Consider the following 17,858-nt stretch of genomic DNA (forward strand, 5'->3'; position numbering starts at 1 on the left):
GGTGCCAGAGAAGCCGGCACTCAGTTGAGCGCAGTCCTTGAGCGCATCACCTACGCCAACGAGGAGACCGGCTACACGATCGCGCGCGTCGCCACCGACCGCACCGGGGCCGACCTGCTCACCGTGGTCGGGCCGCTGCTCGGCGCGCAGGTGGGGGAGTCGCTGCGGCTGCACGGCCGCTGGACGTCGCATCCCCGTTACGGCCGCCAGTTCGAGGTGTGGTCCTACACCACCGTGCTGCCGGCCACCGTGCAGGGCATCCGCCGCTACCTCGGCTCCGGGCTGATCAAGGGCATCGGGCCCAAGATGGCCGAGCGCATCGTCGACCATTTCGGCACCGACACGCTCGAGGTCATCGAGCAGCAGCCCGAACGCCTGGTCGAGGTGCCGGGGCTCGGCCCCAAGCGCACCAAGATGATCGCCGCCGCCTGGGAGGAACAGAAGATCATCAAAGAGGTGATGATCTTCCTGCAGGGCGTCGGCGTGTCCACCTCCATCGCGGTGCGCATCTTCAAGCAGTACGGCGAAGGCTCCATCGACATCGTGCGCACCCAGCCGTACAAGCTGGCCGACGACGTGTGGGGCATCGGCTTCAAGACCGCCGACACCATCGCCCAGGCCGTCGGCATCCCCCACGACAGCCCAGAACGCGTCAAGGCCGGGCTGCGCTACACCCTGTCGCAGGCCGCCGACGACGGCCACTGCTACCTGCCCGCCCCCAACCTCGTCGCCGACGCCGTCAAGATCCTCGACGTGCCGCCCGACCTCGTCACCACCTGCCTGGAGACGCTGGTCGCCGAGGAGGGCGTCGTCCGGGAGGAGGTGCCGGCCGGCGACAACCACGTACCGGCCGTCTACCTGCCGCCCTTCCACCGCGCCGAGACCTCCCTGGCCGGCGGCCTGCTCAGCCTGCTGCACAACGGCCACGACCGGCTCAAGAGCTTCGCCGACGTCGACTGGGAGCGCGCCGAGCGCTGGCTGCACGGCCAGACCGGCGCCGACCTGGCCGCCGAGCAGCGCCAGGCCGTCCGCCTGGCGCTCACCCACAAGGTCGCCGTCCTGACCGGCGGCCCCGGCTGCGGCAAGAGCTTCACCGTACGCTCGATCGTGCTGCTGGCCCGCGCCCGCCGCGCCAAGGTCATCCTGGCCGCCCCCACCGGGCGCGCCGCCAAACGCCTGGCCGAGCTGACCGGCCACGAGGCCACCACCGTGCACCGCCTGCTGCAGCTGCGCCCCGGCGGCGACGCCACCTTCGACCGCGACAACCCGCTCGACGCGGACCTGATCGTCGTGGACGAGGCGTCCATGCTGGACCTGCTGCTGGCCAACAAGCTCGTCAAGGCCGTCGCGCCCGGCGCGCACCTGCTGTTCGTCGGCGACGTCGACCAGCTCCCCTCGGTCGGCGCGGGCGAGGTGCTCAAAGACCTGCTGGCCGCCCCCGACATCCCCCGGGTACGGCTGACGCAGATCTTCCGCCAGGCCCAGGAGTCCGGCGTCGTCGTCAACGCCCACCGCGTCAACACCGGCCGCCACCCCGTCCTGGAGGGCATGAAGGACTTCTTCCTGTTCCCCTGCGAGGAGCCGGAGGAGATCGCCGCGCTCACCGTCGACGTCGTCGCCCGCCGCATCCCGCGCCGCTTCCGCCTCGACCCCCGCCGCGACGTACAGGTCCTGGCCCCCATGCACCGCGGCGCCGCCGGCGCCGGCGCGCTCAACACCGCCCTGCAGGAGGCCCTGACCCCCGCCCGCGACGGCATGCCCGAGCGCCGCTACGGCGGGCGCGTCTTCCGCGTCGGCGACAAGGTCACCCAGCTGCGCAACAACTACGACAAGGGCGCGGCAGGGGTGTTCAACGGCACGGTCGGCATCGTCACCGACATCCGCCCCGACGAGCACAAGCTCACCGTCCTGACCGACGAGGACGAGCCGGTCGACTACGCCTTCGACGAGCTCGACGAGCTGGCCCACGCCTACGCGGTGTCCATTCACCGCTCCCAGGGCAGCGAATACCCGGCCGTGGTGGTCCCGCTGGCCACCAGCGCCTGGATGATGCTGCAGCGCAACCTCCTCTACACCGCGATCACCCGCGCCAAGAAGCTCGTCGTCATCGTCGGCTCGCGCCGGGCGCTGGCCCAGGCCGTACGCACCAAGGGTGCCGGACGCCGCCACACCGGCCTGACCCACCGCCTGGCCCGCACAAGTAATTGAAATGTGATCGAACTCTCCCAAACGATTCGGCGTCTTACAGGCAGGAGCATTAAGGTTTTTGAAGTGCCCTTTGCGGCGCCGTTGGCGAGAGGAAGAACTTGAACGCGCAGACCGGCCCGAGGAGACCCGCCACCGCATTCGCGCTGCTGGCAGCGGCTGCCCTGACGGCGTCCTGCTCAGGCGGTCCCGCGAGCCCTCCGCCCGACGCGCCCGACGCCACCATCATCGCCACCCCGCAGGCGCCCACGGTCGCGATCAAGCCCGCCGAGGGCACCAGCAAGGTCCACCCGGACAAGAAGGTCGTCGTCTCCGCCGCGGGCGGCGCGCTGGAGAACGTCACGGTCGAGGCCGACGGCGAGCAGGTCACCGGTAAGTTCAACGCCGACAAGACCCGCTGGATCTCCAAGACGCCGCTGAAGCCGTCCACCCGCTACAACGTCTCGGCCACCGCCGGCGCCACCACCGCGACCAGCACCTTCACCACCGCCAAGCCCGAGCGGGCGCTCCAGGTCGCCGACGTCACCCCCAACGCCAAGGGCGAGACGCTCGGCGTCGGCGCCCCCATCATCGTGACGTTCAACCAGCCCGTCACCAACAAGGCCACCATCGAGCGCGCCCTTGAGGTCGAGGCGGAAAAGCCCGTCCAGGGCGCCTGGCGGTGGATCAACGACAAGGTCGTCATCTACCGCACCGCGAAATACTGGCCCGCCCACCAGAAGGTCACCTTCAACGCCAACATCGACGGCATCAAGGGCGGCAAGGACCTCTACGGCGTCAAGGACTACACCGCGAACCTCAAGATCGGCGCCAAGCAGATCAGCAAGGTCGACGTCGCCAAGCACATGATGTACGTCTACAAGGACGGCAAGCGGGTCCAGACCATGCGCATCAGCGCAGGCAAGGGCAACACCCGCGAATACACCACCACCTCGGGCGTGCACCTGACCATGGAACGCGGGAACCCCGTCCGCATGATCTCGCCCGGCCGCGAGAAGGACGACCCCGAGTACTACGACGTGATGATCAACCACGCGGTGCGGATCTCCAACTCCGGCGAGTACGTCCACGCCAAGGACAACGTCTGGGCCCAGGGCCGCACCAACGTCAGCCACGGCTGCATCAATGCCCGCCCCGACCAGGCCAAGTGGTTCTACGACCACATGCAGCGCGGCGACGTCGTGGAGATCACCGGCACCAACCGCGAGCTGGAGTGGAACAACGGCTGGGGCTACTGGCAGATGCCGTTCTCCCAGTGGAAGAAGGGCAGCGCCCTGAGGACGGTCAAGAAGAAGTGATCCGCGTCCGTCCCGCCGGGCCCGGCGACGTGCCCGTCACGCTCGCCATGTTCGACAGCGCCGTGGCCTGGCTGACCGCCCAGGGCCGCACCGGCCAGTGGGGCAGCCGCCCCTTCACCGGCGACGAGCGCCGCACCGAGCAGGTCGCCTCCTGGCAGCGCGGCGGCGGCATGCACATCGCCGAGCACGACGGCGAGCCCGCCGGCACCATCTCCATCGGGCCCGCCCACCCCTACGTCACCCCCGCGACCGAGCCCGAGCTGTACGTGCAGGCCCTGGTCACCGACCGCCGCCACGCCGGCCACGGCATCGGCCGCGCCCTGCTCGACTGGGCCGCCGAGCAGGCCCGCGAACGCGGCCTCGGACTGCTGCGGGTCGACTGCTACGCCGGCGACGACGGCCGCCTGGTCGCCTTCTACGAAAGCTGCGGCTTCACCCGCCTCGCCCCGTTCACCGTGGGGGAGTGGCCCGGCATGCTCCTGGAGCGCCGCATCACGGGCTGACGTCCACCAGCACCTTGCCGACCGCGCCGCCCTCCACCGCGCGGTGCGCGTCTGCGGTGCGCTCCAGCGGGAAACGCACCAGCGGCAGCCCGTGCTCCTCACCCACCGGCAGCGCACCGTCGGCGACGGCGGCCGCGACGTCCTCGGCGCCCGCACGCAGCGCGTCGTCGCCGACCGTGTACAGCACCAGGAACTGGAAGCGGGTGTTCAGCGTCATGTTCTGCCGCACGTCCAGCGAGACCGGCTTGCCGCCGTCGTTGGCGTAGGTCGCGATCACCCCGCGGGTACGCAGCACCGCCAGATCCAGGGCGAGGTTCGCGCCCAGCGCCACCTCGGCGATGATGTCGACGCCGTCCGGCGCGAGCTCGCGGACCTGCGCCGCCGGATCCCCCTCGCGATAGTTGATGACGTGGTGGGCGCCCGCGGCCGCGGCCAGCCGCGCCTTGTCCGGGCCGGAGATCGTGGTGATCACCGTCGCGCCGGCCCAGCGGGCGAGCTGGATGACGGCGTGCCCGACCGCGCCCGCCCCGCCCGCGGCCAGCACCACCTTGCCCTCCAGCGCGCCGGGCCCGAGCCGCCGCGGCCCGTCCTCGGCCACCGTCAGCGCCCGGTGCGCGGTTAGCGCCGGCACCCCCAGGCTCGCCCCGACGTCGAACCCCACCTTCTCCGGCAGCGCGACCGCCTGACCGGCGTCAAGGAGCGCGTACTCGGCGGCGGTGCCGGTGGAGCCGCCCTGCGTGGCCATGAACAGCCACACCCGCTCACCCACCCGCCCCCGATCGACCCCGTCGCCGACCGCGTCGATCACGCCCGCCCCGTCGAGATGCGGGATGACCTCGGGCACGCTCTGCGGGTTGGTGGCGCCCGAACGGGTCTTCCAGTCCGTCGGGTTCACCCCCGACACGGCGACGCGCACCCGCACCTGGCCAGGGCCGGGCTCGGGCAGGTCACGCTCGACGAGCTGCAGAACGCCGGCGTCGCCGGTCCCGCGGTAGATGATGGCCTTCATGACGTGCCGTCCCCGTTTCTCGATGGTTGCTGTGGCTATGCTCTCTTACCCACGTTCGTGATCAGCCGATCCGGGCCCGCCTCGGCCAGCACCGCCCGCGCCCGCCCCTCCAGCAGCCGGAACCGGCACGCCGCCGCGATCCCCGCCGCCTGCCCGGCCGCGTCCCGCGCCCCCGCCACGTCACCGGCACGCAACCGGGCGGCGGCGAGCCCCGCCAGCGCCCGCGCCTGTCCATACGGATAACCACCGCGCGCCAGCTCCACGCCCCGCTCGAACCACGCCGCCGCCGTGCCCGCCTCACCCAGCGCCAGATACGCCTCCGCCACCGTCGCCGCCGTCTGCGCCGTCGCCTTCCTGTCGCGCACCGCGATCGCCATGTCATACGCCCGCCGCGCCACCTCAAGCCCCGTCGCGGCGTCCCCGCGCTGCAGGTGCAGCAGGCTCAGCTCATCCAGCGTCGACAGCTCACCGCGCAGGTTCGCCGCCCTCCGGTACGCCGCCAGCACCTCGCCCAGCAGCCCGGCCGCCCGCTCCTCCGCACCCAGCCCCCGCAGCGCACTGGCCAGATTGCCCCGGTTCACCAGCGCCGACGTCAGCCGGCCCGTCTCCTCGTTGATCGCCAGCGCCGCCCCGAACAGCCCGGCCGCCTCCCGCAGCTCGCCCTGACTCAGCCGCAGCACCCCCAGCCCGTTGAGCGCGACCGCCCGCACGTGCCCGCGCGGCTCGTCCTCCGTCCGCGCCAGCGCCCGCCGCAGCCACGTCTCGGCCTCGGCGAGCCTGCCCTGCTCCAGTCGCAGCCAGCCGATCTGATGCGCCAGGTACGCCGCCGCCCTCAGCTGATCGGTGTCCGCCGCGAGCCGCTCACCGGCCAGGCAGTCCGCCAGCGCCTCCTCGTCCCGGCCCGCCGACCACAACGCCTGCCCGCGGCTGATCAGCATCGCGGTCCGCGCCGCGTCGTCACCGGCCCGCCCGGCCGCCTCCATGCCCGCCTGCGCCGCCGGCAGCCACCCCTCCACGTGCCGCCGGATCAGGAAATAGCCGCGCAACTGGTCGGTGATACGCCACGCCGCCGCCGGGTCCTCCGACACGGCCGTCCGCCGCACGATCGCCACCAGCGCGGGCAGCTCGCCGTCCAGCCAGGCCAGCGCCTCGTCCTCACCGGCGAACACCTCCTGCCTGCGGGCGTGCGTGCCGAGCCTGACCAGCTGCGGGTAGACCCACTCCATCGCCGCCGTCACCGTGTCGATGTACCAGGCGTGCAGCCGGGCCCGCGCCGCCTCGCCCTCCGGGTCCTCGGCCAGCAGCCGCCGCGCGTACAGGCCGAGCAGGTCGTGGAAGCGGTAACGGTCGGCCGCGTACTGCAGCAGCATGTTCGCCTCCAGCAGCTCCTCCAGCACCCGGTCGGCCTCGGCGGCCGGCAGGCCGAGCAGCGCGCCGGTCGCGCCCGCCCCGAAGTCGTCGGCCGGATGCAGGCTGCACAGCCGGAACGCCCGCCGGGCCGCCCCGCTCAGATCGGCGTAGCCGAGCTGGAAACCGGCCAGCACGCTCGACTCGCCGGTGGACAGCTCGGCGAGCCTGCGGTTGTCGTCACGCAGCCGCCTGGTCAGGTCGCCGATGGTCCACGCCTGCCGGGTGGCCAGCCGCGCCCCCGCGATGCGCAAGGCCAGCGGCAGGTGCGCGCACGCCTCGGCCAGCGCCCTCGCCGCGCCGGGATCGGCCTGCACGCGGTGCGCTCCCGCCGTCGCGGCGATCAGCGTGACCGACTCCCGCGCGTCCAGCGGCTCGAGGTGCACGGTACGCGCCCCGGCCAGGCCCGCCATCCTGCGCCTGCTGGTGACGATCAGGTCGCTGCCGCCCGCGCCGGGCAGCAGCGGCAGCACCTGGCCCGCGTCGTGCGCGTTGTCCAGCAGCACCAGCATCCGCCGGTCGGCCAGCTCGCTGCGGAACAACGCGGCCGCCTCGCTCTCGTCGGTCCCGATCCGCCGGCCCGGCACGCCCAGTGCCCGCAGGAACCGGCCCAGCACCCGCATCGGCTCCGGCGCCGCCGCGGAGCCACGCAGGTCGGAGCCACGCAGGTCGGAGCCACGCAGGTCGGCGTACAGTTGGCCGTCGGGGTAGCGGGCGCGCAGACGGTGAGCGGCGGCCAGCGCGAGCGCCGTCTTCCCGACACCCGCGATCCCGTCGATCAACACCATCCTCGGCGGCACCCCCACCTCCTCCTGTAGGCCGGCCGCGTCGGGGGTCTCCTGCCGCCGGTCTGCCGCGTCGAGGCTCTGCCCGCGTCCGCCGGTCTCGTCCGGGGCTTCCTGCCGCCGGCCTGCTTCCTCCGGGGTTTCCTCATCCTGGCCGGCCGCGTCCTGAGCTTCCTGGTGGCGGATGGTCAAGGCGGCTTCGATGGCGGCCAGTTCGGACGTCCGGCCGACGAAGTCCGGGGGCGGGGCGGGCGCCTGCTGGATCGCCGTCCATCCCGCCGCCTGCCGCTCCTGCCGCCGCAGGACCGCGAGGTGGGCCTCGCGCAGCCGCTCGCCGGGGTCGATGCCGAGCTGGTCGGCCAGCGCGGCCCTGATGCTCTCGTACGCGGCCAGCGCCTGCGCCTGCCTGCCGCTCGCGGCCAGGGTGAGGATCAGCTCGGCGTGCAGCGGCTCGTCGAGCTCGTGCCGGCGCGCCAGCCGGCCCACCGGCTCCAGAGCCCGTTCCGGTACGCCGAGGTCGCGCGCCAGGGCGGCGAACCTGCGCACGGCGGCGGCGTACTCGGCCGTCACCGCGGCCTGCAGCGGGCTGGAGGCGAGCTGCGGCACGTCGAGCTCGCCCCGCCACAGCGCGACGGCCTTGCCGAGCCGGGCCAGCGCCTCCTCGGGCCCGTCATAGGCCGCCCGCGCGATCAGGTCGCGAAAGCGCAGCAGGTCGAGCTGGTCGGCGGTGACCGCGAGCCGGTAGCCGCCACGCCCGCCGGGCAGCACACCCCCTGGCGGGCCGGCGACTGCTGCGGGCCCGCTCCCGCGCCGGCTCTCAGAGCCGCTCTCAGATCCGCTGCCGGTCCCTCCGGCGGAGCCGCTGCCCGAGCCACCTCCGATTCCTTCGCCGGTTCCTTCGCCGGAGGCGGCTCCGGAGCCGGCCTCGGAGTCGGCGCCGATGCCCATGCCGGGGCTGGGGCCTGCGGCTTTCTCCAGGAGGCGTCGTAAGCGGGCGATGTGCGTGTGCAGCAGGCCCACCGCACGGGAGGCGGCGCCGTCCGGCCACAGCAGCTCGATGAGCTCGTCCTGCCCGGCCGGCGCGCCGGCGCCGAGCGCGAGCCGGGCCAGCAGCGCGCGTTGCAGGCCGGAGCCGAGCGGGACCCGGGTCTCGCCGTGCCACACCTCGACGGGGCCGAGCACCCGGATGCGCAACGGCCCGCCGCCGGGAGCCTCGGCGTGCTGGGCGGGCCGGCTGCTCGCGGCGGCGCGCAGCCGTGCGGCGTCGGCGTCGTCCAGGGTGAGCGCGGCGGCGATGGCCCGTACGGAGTCCTGTTTGGGGGTTCGTGTCCTGCCCTGCTCGAGGTCGCGGATCGCGCCCGCGCTCACCCCTGCCAGGGCGGCGAGCTGCCGCTGGGTCAGCCCGGCGCGGCGGCGCAGGGCGCGCAGCAGGTCACCGAAGCTCTCCTGCGTCACCGGTGACCGCACCCGGTGACCGTGACGTGCGACACCGCACGATCTTAGGTCAGAAGTACGCGAAAGGCCCAGAGCGCCGGGGGCGCCCTGAGCCGTTCGCAGGAGGACGGGCTAGGACACGGTCGTCACGCCCAGGATGCGGAAGGCCGCGACCCGCACGTTGCGCAGGCCGCCCTCCGGATGCACGGCGACCTCGGTGCCCGGCTCGAGCGCGTCCAGCACGTTGCCGTCACCCTCCCAGAACGCCACGTGCCCGACATCCTCCGAGGTCGTCTTGTAGAAGATCAGGTCGCCGACCTTCAGGTCCGACCAGGCGACCGACTTGGCGTAGAACTTCGACGGGGTCTGGTGGCTCTCGGCCCACCGCCACATGTCCACCGCGCGGCGCACTGGCCAGCCGGGGAAGTGGGCGATCGCGTCGTAGGCGACCTTGACCAGGCCCGAGCAGTCCAGGCCGGGCTTGGCCGCGGTGTCCTCGCCCCCCAGCACGTACGGCACGCCGCGCTTGCCCATGGCGTTCTTGTGACCGATCATGCTCCAGTTCCAGATCTCCCGCACCTGCGTGCAGTGCACGCCCTGCGCGGCCGTGCCGTTCTGGACCTGCACCCGCAGGTGGTTGATGTTGCCGATGGCGGTGGGGTTCCAGTTGGACTTCAGGCCCACCTCATGGGTGCCGTTGCCGCCGTTGTGGATGTAGTAGGCATCACCCGCGGGGAAGATGAACGCCGACCCCTGGTGGTCGAAGTCGTGGGCCGAGATCCGCAGCACGGGGGAGATGCCACTGGCCGTGCCGGTGTCGTCGACCCGCCAGCGGATCGTCACCCGGTCGCCGGCCTTCCAGTCCACCTGCAGGAACGCCTTGGCGCCGGCGCACTCGACGGTGAGCGTGCCGCTCGGGTTGCTCAGCCCGTCGGCGGAGGCCGCGGGCACGTTGACGAAGACGGAGGCCGCGGCGGCCAAGGCCACGAAGGACGCGATGATTCTGGATCTCAACGGGGGTCTTCCTTTCACGCGGGGGTCCCCCGAAAGCCGGATCCCGGCCTCGAGGGGCGTGAGCACACCGTAGGAAGGGCCGCTGGCAGCACTCTGTCCGTACTGCGCCCGTACCGCCTGATTAGGGTGGGAGATGACGGGCACTCACGCTGTGAGGAACATGACGGCAGCCACTCTTGTGTCGGTGAACGTCGGGATGCCGCAAGACGTGTCCTGGCAGGGCCGCACCGTGCACACCGGCGTCTGGAAGCGCCCCGTCGCCGGGCCGCGCATGGTCAGGCGGCTCAACATCGACGGCGACGGTCAGGGAGATCTGCAAGGGCACGGCGGCGAGCAGCGGGCGGTGCTGGTCTACCAGATCCAGTCCTACGCCCACTGGCAGGAGCACTTCGGCCGCGACGACTTCACCTACGGCCAGTTCGGCGAGAACTTCACCGTCGACGGGCTGCCCGACGACGAGGTGTGCATCGGCGACCGCTACCGCATCGGCGAGGCGGAGTTCGAGGTCACTCAGCCCCGCGTCACCTGCTACCGCGTCGGCATGCGGCTCGGCGAGCCCGAACTGCCCGCCCTGCTCGTCGCCCACCACCGGCCCGGCTTCTACCTGCGCGTCCTGACCGAGGGCGAGGTACAGGCGGGCGACGCCATCGTCAAGACGCGCACCGGGCCGCAGGCGTTCACCGTCGCCGGCATCGACGCCCTGCTCTACCTGCCCGGCCGCGACCCCGGCGACCTGCGCAGAGCGCTGGCCATCCCCGCGCTCAGCCCCGGCTGGCGGCAGTCGTTCCAGGAACTGGCGCAGGGAGAGGCGGCGCGCGCCGAGGCATGGCAGGGGTTCCGGCCGCTGCGGGTCACCGCCGTCGTCCGCGAGACCCCGTCGGTGCTGTCGATCCATCTGCAGGCGCCCGACGGCGCCCCGCTGCCCGCCGCCGAGGCCGGGCAGTACCTCACGTTCCGGGTCGCCGCCGCCGGCGACCCGCCGCCGGTGCGCAGCTACTCCCTGTCGTCCGCGCCCGGCGCGGACCACTACCGGGTGAGCGTCAAAGGCGAGGAGTACGGCCTGGTCAGCCGCTACCTGCACCGTGACCTGCACCCCGGCGCGGTGCTGGAGGTCGCGGCGCCGCGCGGCGACTTCGTCCTCGCCGGCGACCCCAGCACAGCGACCGGCCCCGTCGTCCTCGCCTCGGCCGGTGTCGGCGCCACCCCCGTCATGGCGATGCTGCACCGCCTGGCCGCCGAGCACACCGTACGGCGGCTGTGGTGGATCCACGTGGCACGCAGCCGCGCCGAGCACCTGTTCGCCCGCGAGGCCCACACCCTGCTCGCCCGCCTGCCGGGCGCCCGCGAGCACATCTTCTACACGGCCGAGGACCACCAGGACCACCAGGACGGCCCCGACGAGCACGGCACAGGCGAGGACGGCACGGGCGGGGACGCCCCCGGCGGCGAGACGGCGGGCCGGCCGGCCCGCCGTGCCGAGGTGCACCACGGCAGGCCCACGCTCGAGAGCCTGGCCCCGCTCGGCCTGCCCGCCGACGCCACCGCCTACCTGTGCGGCCCCGCCGCCTTCATGACCGCCCTGCGCGCCATGCTCACCAGGCTCGGCCTGCCCGGCGACCGCATCCGCACCGAGCTGTTCGGCGCCCGCGACGCCATCACCCCCGGCCTGACGGCCCGCCCCGCCGTGGCCCCGCACCAGCCGCCGGGGGAGCCGGGCACCGGCCCGCTCATCACCTTCGCCCGCAGCGGCCTGACGGTCGCCTGGTCACCCCGCCACCGCTCCCTGCTCGACCTCGCCGACGCCTGCGACGTGCCCACGCGCTGGTCCTGCCGTACGGGCGTCTGCCACACCTGCCGCACGCCGCTGCTGTCCGGCGACGTCGAGTACGCCCCCGACCCCCTGGAGCCGCCGCCCGCCGGCCAGGCGCTCATCTGCTGCTCGCGCCCCCGCCACGACGTCGTGCTGGACCTGTGAGGCGCGACCCCCGCCACACGTGCTGTCAGAGCGGCCACCGCCCGTGAACGGCACCTCGTCGGCCGAATAACATTCCGCGAACGTTCATGGTGAAGACACTGGTCAGGCCTACCGCAAGCTGACCGCGATAGGCAGAATCCAGCAAGCACGAATGTGAATACACCATGAACGAAAGCAGGACCGCACGACCATGCAAGCGCGCGCTATCAGTCAACGGGGACCGACGGGCGAGCGCCGGTTAGCACTGCTCTACCTCGCGCCCTCACTGCTCATCTTCGCGATCTTCGTCTTCTACCCCCTCGGCAGGACCTTCTACCTGTCCACCATGGGGACCGACATCATCGGCCGGGCCAACAAGTTCGTCGGCCTGGACAACTTCACGGCCATGTTCTCCGACCCCGCCTTCTTCAAGGCGATCGGCACGACCGCGTTGTTCGTCCTGTTCACGGTGGTGCCGGCGATCCTCGGCGCCCTCGCCGTCGTGCTGCTGCTGGAGTCGCGCATCAGCGGGCAGCGCATGTTCCGCACGGTGTTCGCGCTGCCGTTCGCCTTCTCGGTCGCGACCGCGTCGGTGATCTTCGCGCTCATCTACAACCCCGCCGTCGGCATGGCCAACGGCATCCTCAGCCACATCGGCGTGGAACGCATCGGCTGGCTCACCGAACCCGACCTGGCCCTCATCTCCGTCTCGATCACCACCGTCTGGATGACGCTCGGCTACAACGTGCTCGTCCTGTCGGCCGGGGTCGGCGCCATCCCCACCGAGGTGGTGGAGGCGGCCAGGCTGGACGGCGCCACCGGATGGCGGCTGCACTACCGCATCACCATCCCCATGCTGTCGCCGCAGCTGTTCTTCCTCATCGTGATCTCCACGATCCACGCGCTGCAGAGCTTCGGCCAGATCCACATCCTCACCAAGGGCGGCCCCGACGGCGCCACCTCCACGCTCGTCTACTGGATCTACGAAAAAGCCTTCAGCTACGGCTCCTCCGACTTCGGCACCGCCAGTGCCGCCGCGATCGTGCTGCTGGTCATCGTGCTGATCTGCACGGGCATCCAGTTCGGCGTGCTGGAAAGGAAAGTCCACTACCGATGAGCCGCTCTTCCACCACCTCATCCTTCACGAGCAAGCTCGTCGTCTACGTCGTGCTCGGCGTCTGCGCCCTGCCGGTGGTCTTCCCGCTCTACTACGCCGTCGTCGGCGGCATCATGACCCCCAGCGACCTGGCCAGCTACCCGCCCAAGCTCATCCCGACGGCGATCGACCTCGGCAACTTCACCTCGGCGCTCGACACGATCCCGCTGGCCCGCCAATACCTCAACTCGGCGATCCAGACCGGCATCGTCACCATCTGCCAGCTGCTGACCAGCGTCCTCGCCGCCTACGCGTTCGCGTTCCTGCGCATGTGGGCCAAGACCGCGATGTTCGCGCTGTTCATGGTGACCCTCATGGTGCCGTGGGAAGCGATCATCCTGCCGAACTACCTGCTCATCTCCGACCTGGGCCTGACCAAGGGACCGCTCACCTACCTCGGGCTGACCCTGCCGTTCCTGGCCCACGCCTTCGGCACGTTCCTGCTGCGGCAGTCGTTCCTGCAGTTCCCCGTCGAGGTACGCGACGCCGCCGTCATGGACGGCTGCGGCCACCTGCGCTTCCTGTGGCGCATCCTGCTGCCGCTGTCGAAGCCGGCCATCGCCGCCGTCGGCGTCTACGTCTTCATGACCACCTGGAACCAGTACTTCTGGCCCCTCATCCTCGGCAACGACGACAGGTACAAGACCCTGCAGATCGGCGTGTCCATGCTGAACGACGCCGAGTCCTCCAGCCCCACGCTCATCCTGGCCGGGGTCACCCTGGCCCTGCTCCCCACCCTCGCACTCGTGATCTTCGGACAGCGCTTCATCATCCGCGGGCTCACCGCGGGCGCGGTCAAGTGACCTCCTCGAACCAGAAACGGAGTTCCCCCCATGGCATCACCCCGAACCCGGCAGCTGCGCGGCGCACTGGCCGTCGCGGCCGCGCTGTCACTCACCCTGGCGGGCTGCGGCAGCGACGGCGGCTCAGGCGAGGGCGGTGAGGCCGCCACCGCCCCCGGCCCCGACGCGATCACCGAACCCGTCGAGATCGAGTTCTGGCACTCCATGAAGGAGAAGAACGAGCTCGCCATCAAGGCCATGGTGGACGACTTCAAGAAGGCCAACCCCAACATCACCGTCAAACCGGTCTTCAAGGGCGACTACGACCAGATGATCGTCGCCTACAAGCAGGCCGTCCAGCAGGAGGCCACCCCGCCGCTGGTGCAGATCTACGACATCGGCTCCCGCTTCATGTACGACGCCCAGCAGGTCGTGCCGATGTACAAGTTCATCGAGGCCGACAAGTTCGACCAGAACGCCAACATCGAGCCCAACATCGCCAGCTACTACACGATCAAGGGCAAGCTCTGGTCGATGCCGTTCAACTCCTCCGCGCCGCTGCTCTACATGAACGCCGACGCCGTACGCAAGGCCGGCCTCGACCCCGACAAGCCACCGGCCACCCTCGACGAGATCGGCGAGTGGGCCAAGAAGCTCACCGTCAAGGAGGGCGGCACGGTCAAGCAGTACGGCTTCAACGCCGCCCTGTACGGCTGGTTCGTCGAGCAGCTCACCGCCCAGGACAACGCCGAGTACTGCGACAACGGCAACGGCAGGAACGGCCTGGCCACCAAGGTCAACTTCGGCGCCGGCGCCGGCCCCAAGTTCGCCGAATGGCTGGGCACCCTGGTCAAGGAGGGCAACGCCACCAACACCGGCCGCCCCACCGACCAGGCGCAGAACGCCTTCAAGACCGGCACCGTCGCCCTGCACCTGGAGTCGACCTCCGCGCTCGGCGGCTACACCCAGGCCGCCGAGGGCAAGTTCGAGCTGAAGACCGCGCCGTTCCCCAAGCCGTCGGCCTCCTCCACCGGCGGCACCATCATCGGCGGCGCGTCGCTGTGGATCGACGCCGTCGGCCACAGCGACGCCGAGAAGCGCGCCGCCTGGGAGTTCGTGAAGTTCTCCAACACCCCTGAGCAGCAGGCCAAGTGGCACGCCGCGACCGGGTACGTGCCGGTCAACCCGCAGGCCAAGTCCAACGACGACCCCAACTTCCAGGTCGCGGTCACCCAGCTGCGCGCCCAGCAGCCGTCGCCGGCCACCTCCGGCTGCCTGCTCGGCATCATGCCCGAAGCCAGGAAGGCGGCCGAGGTCGGCCTGGAGCAGGCCGTCCCGGCGGGCGCCGGCCAGGAGCCGAAGACGTCGGCCCAGCAGGCGATGCAGGCGGCGGCCGACGGGCTGCAGCAGGCCATCCAGAAGTACAACGCCAACGTCGGCCAGTAGCGCCGCGCCCTTGAGCGCGCGGCGCCGTCCCGGCCCGCGGATCACGGCCGCGCTCCCCGGCGCTCGTCCGGGGAGCGCGGCCGCGCTCATGCCGGGAGCCAGCCGGTGAGGTGGTCAGGCGGGGCTGGTCAGGTAGGGGCGGTCAGATAGGGGTGGTTCAGGCAGGGTCGCCCCAGCCGCGGCGGGCGGCCAGCAGCCCCGCCTGGAACCGGGTACGCGCCCCCAGCAGCTCCATCAGCTCGCTGACCCGCCGATGCACCGTACGCAGGCTCACCCCGAGCTGCCGCGCCACCGCCTCGTCCTTCAGCCCGGCCGCCAGCAGCGTGAACAGCTCAGGATCGGGCGAGGCGTCACCGCCGCCGGCGGGGGAGCCGGACGGGAGCGGCAGCGCCGCCCGCCACAGCACCTCGAACAACGCCACCAGCGCGTCCACCAGCATCGAGGCGTGCACGATCACCGCGCTGTCGGCGTGCGCCGACTCCGTGGTGCTCAACGGCAGCATCGCGCACGCGCGGTCGGCGATGGCCAGCTTCATCGGCACCTGCGGGCTGATCCTGGCCTGCTCACCGGCCGCCACCGCCTCCTGCGCCAGCCGCAGCTTGCCAGGGACCTCCAGCGCCGAGACGTCGTAGATGCCCCGCACCACCACACCACGCGCCAGCCGGTCGATCTCCTCGGCGTTCTGCTCGCCGGGATCCGACGCGTACGGGGGACGATCGAGGACCAGCAGCTCCTCGGCCGCCGTCTGCTGCAGCTGCGTGAACCGCTGCACCACGGCCGCCTGCCCCCGCACGACCTCCACCAGCTCCTCCGGCGACTGGTTCTGCGTGCTCGGCGTCTCGGCGAGCAGCGCGATCGAGGCCAGCCTGGCCTGGGCCAGCCCTTCCTCCCTGCGCGAGATGAGCGCGGCCACCGCCACGTCGGGCCTGGTCGCCAGGAACCGGGCCGGGCGGCCCGCCATCCGGCTCACCAGCCCCAGCGCCTCCAGGCGGGAGAGCGCGCGGCGCAGCGCCACCGCCGTACGGCCGGTGTGCTCGGCCAGCTCCGGCAGCGTCGTGCGCGGGTGGCGCAGCAGGTCACGGTAGAGCCGCTCGTCCTCGGCGTCGACCCCGACCGCCGCGAGCGCGTTGTCGCCGGCGTCCATCACCCTCCGCTGCTGTCGTATTCATGGCACGTCACAAACCTGCCACCGTCGCGCCAAGCGTAGGCGATCACGTCACCGACAGGACAGACCGGAACACACCGGAACGGATACGGACGTGAAGACCACGATCACCCTGGGCACCGCCGCCGCACTCGCGACGCCGCCGCGAGCGTGATGGCGGCATACCCGCAAGCCACGGCCAACCCCGCCCAGGGCGGGAGCGGGTAGTAGCCTCCGAGCAGTGACTGCGGTACGTCCACATGCGCGAACGTGGGCACGCTCTGTGTGATCGCGAACCCGGCGGCAGGGGTGATCACCAGCAGCCACGGTGCGAGACCCGCGACCGCCAGGAAGTACGGCACGATGACCAGCGCGATGGCCAGCCCGCCGGCGACGACGGCCCGCTTGACCAGCGCGGCCAGGCCCACAGCCAGCACGGCGGAGGCCGCGGTCAGCGCCGCGTGGCCGACGATCACTCGCAGCCCGGTGCCCAGGGTGAGCGGCTGGGTCGGGTTGTCGTTGGCGCGCAACAGCGCCAGTCCGGCAGGAACCACGACCGCCGAGGCCACCAGTCCCGTCACGAACGCGACCGCGCCCATCACCGCGGCCATCACCACGACCTCGGCCGCCGGCAGCCGCCCCGGGCGTCCCGGGCGTCCCGGCGGGCCGGTCCCGACCAGCGCGCGCCTGCCTGACGCCGTGACGAACGTGACCGCCACCACGAGCACCGGGATCAGCCCCAGAGCCCCGCCGATCAGCATGAGGTCGGCGCGCAGCCCGCCCTCCACCGTGGCGGGCCCGATGTCACCGCCCCCGGTGACGATCAGCTTGTCGCCGGACTCGACGGCCCCGCCCGGGTGATGCGGGGTCTTGCCGTCGGATTCCATGGCGACGCCGACGTCGTCGTGCCGCCACCTACCGTCGGCGCCCTTCAGGTCGATGTGGTCGAAGGTGGCGGTGGCCTGGGCGAAGGCTTGCGCCATGTCCCACAGGGCCCCAGGCGAGGTGGCGAACAGCCCGATCTCGACCGTCTCCGGCAACCCGGCCAGCTTGACCGTGCCGACCTCGCTCCACGCCTGGCCGTCGTCTGACTCGTATCCGGTGATGGTGTCGCCCGACCTGGTCAGCCGCAGCCACTGCGGGCCGTTGTGCGGGCCGCCTGCCACGTCGTGGATGTAGTCGTGCTGCATCCGGACGCCATGGGCTCCGGTGAGCATGACGGCGGCGTACGGTGTGCCCTGCTTGAGGCTCTGCCTGACGAGCAGCCCGGCCTTGGCCCATGGCACCGCCCCCTCCATGACGTTGCGCACCCCGGGAACGGCGTCCGGCAGCCGGATCTGCCCGGTCAGGTCCGACACCCGGGCGGTGATGCTGCCGTCCCCGGTGAGCGGCTGGTGCACGAAGTAGTACTTGTCGCTCACCGCCGTGCCGTCGGGCCCCACCAGCGGCGCGGGACAGGGGCCCTCTCCCTGGCCGGTCACGCAGGTGCTGCGGGCACCCCCGGCGATCAGCAGCCCGAGCGACACGGTGACCAGCACGGAAGCCGCCATGGCGAACACCCGGCCCCGCACAGAGAGGAACGCGGCCCACTCCGTGCGCAGTGACGCGGAGAAGCCGGCCCGCCGGCCGGTTCGGTGAGGTGTGAAGGAACTCATGCCGACCGTTGTACGCGGCACCCGGTTCCGCCACGGTCGCGGCCGCTGCGACCGGGCTGCGACCGA

Annotated in this window: 12 protein-coding genes; 7 read left to right on the forward strand and 5 right to left on the reverse strand. The window is 72.0% G+C overall.

Going from position 1 to position 17,858, the window contains the following annotated elements; translation table 11 throughout:
• The first annotated feature begins 24 nt into the window (after nt 1–24).
• From AB0K28_RS22160 to AB0K28_RS22170, 3 genes are all read left to right on the forward strand, one after another.
• Nucleotides 25–2,208, forward strand: coding sequence for an ATP-dependent RecD-like DNA helicase (locus AB0K28_RS22160; protein ID WP_364372920.1), 2,184 nt, complete (start codon nt 25–27; stop codon nt 2,206–2,208).
• A 98-nt stretch (nt 2,209–2,306) separates the two neighbouring features.
• A complete protein-coding gene (locus AB0K28_RS22165; RefSeq protein WP_364372922.1) occupies nt 2,307–3,503 on the forward strand; it encodes an Ig-like domain-containing protein in 1,197 nt (398 codons plus the stop codon).
• Nucleotides 3,500–4,006: a GNAT family N-acetyltransferase gene (locus AB0K28_RS22170; protein WP_364372925.1), complete on the forward strand. Its 507-nt coding sequence runs from the start codon at nt 3,500–3,502 to the stop codon at nt 4,004–4,006. The genes AB0K28_RS22165 and AB0K28_RS22170 overlap by 4 nt, the downstream gene beginning before the upstream one ends.
• On the opposite strand, the gene AB0K28_RS22175 is transcribed toward AB0K28_RS22170, so the two are convergent.
• From AB0K28_RS22175 to AB0K28_RS22185, 3 genes are all read right to left on the reverse strand, one after another.
• Nucleotides 3,996–5,015, reverse strand: a complete 1,020-nt coding sequence (locus tag AB0K28_RS22175; protein ID WP_364372928.1) for an NADPH:quinone reductase — start codon at nt 5,013–5,015, stop codon at nt 3,996–3,998. The genes AB0K28_RS22170 and AB0K28_RS22175 overlap by 11 nt on opposite strands.
• A gap of 35 nt (nt 5,016–5,050) precedes the next feature.
• Nucleotides 5,051–8,674, reverse strand: a complete 3,624-nt coding sequence (locus AB0K28_RS22180) for a BTAD domain-containing putative transcriptional regulator (protein ID WP_364372931.1) — start codon at nt 8,672–8,674, stop codon at nt 5,051–5,053.
• Nucleotides 8,675–8,773: 99 nt separating this feature from the next.
• On the reverse strand, nt 8,774–9,655 hold the full coding sequence (locus tag AB0K28_RS22185; protein ID WP_364372934.1) for an NlpC/P60 family protein: 882 nt from the start codon (nt 9,653–9,655) through the stop codon (nt 8,774–8,776).
• A gap of 184 nt (nt 9,656–9,839) precedes the next feature.
• Here AB0K28_RS22185 and AB0K28_RS22190 point away from each other — a divergent pair, with 184 nt between their 5' ends.
• The 4 genes from AB0K28_RS22190 to AB0K28_RS22205 all read left to right on the forward strand — a co-directional run bounded on the left by AB0K28_RS22190 (nt 9,840) and on the right by AB0K28_RS22205 (nt 14,993).
• Nucleotides 9,840–11,630 carry an MOSC and FAD-binding oxidoreductase domain-containing protein gene (locus AB0K28_RS22190; protein WP_364372937.1) on the forward strand — a complete coding sequence of 597 codons (1,791 nt, stop codon included), beginning with the start codon at nt 9,840–9,842 and terminating at the stop codon, nt 11,628–11,630.
• 190 nt (nt 11,631–11,820) lie between these two features.
• Complete coding sequence (locus AB0K28_RS22195; protein WP_364372940.1) at nt 11,821–12,726, forward strand: sugar ABC transporter permease; 906 nt, start codon at nt 11,821–11,823, stop codon at nt 12,724–12,726.
• Entirely contained in the window at nt 12,723–13,568 is an 846-nt protein-coding gene (locus tag AB0K28_RS22200; RefSeq protein WP_345407201.1) for a carbohydrate ABC transporter permease, read from the forward strand. Before AB0K28_RS22195 ends, AB0K28_RS22200 begins: the two co-directional genes overlap by 4 nt.
• A 30-nt stretch (nt 13,569–13,598) precedes the next feature.
• The gene (locus AB0K28_RS22205) at nt 13,599–14,993 is read left to right on the forward strand and encodes an ABC transporter substrate-binding protein (protein WP_364372943.1); all 1,395 of its coding nucleotides are present in this window, start codon (nt 13,599–13,601) and stop codon (nt 14,991–14,993) included.
• Between the two features lie 157 nt (nt 14,994–15,150).
• On the opposite strand, the gene AB0K28_RS22210 is transcribed toward AB0K28_RS22205, so the two are convergent.
• Entirely contained in the window at nt 15,151–16,137 is a 987-nt protein-coding gene (locus AB0K28_RS22210) for a helix-turn-helix domain-containing protein (protein WP_364372946.1), read from the reverse strand.
• Between the two features lie 128 nt (nt 16,138–16,265).
• Complete coding sequence (locus tag AB0K28_RS22215) at nt 16,266–17,792, reverse strand: hypothetical protein (RefSeq protein WP_364372949.1); 1,527 nt, start codon at nt 17,790–17,792, stop codon at nt 16,266–16,268.
• Nucleotides 17,793–17,858: the final 66 nt, after the last annotated feature.

Source organism: Nonomuraea sp. NPDC049504, assembly GCF_040676845.1.
Classification (GTDB): Bacteria; Actinomycetota; Actinomycetes; order Streptosporangiales; family Streptosporangiaceae; genus Nonomuraea; species Nonomuraea salmonea.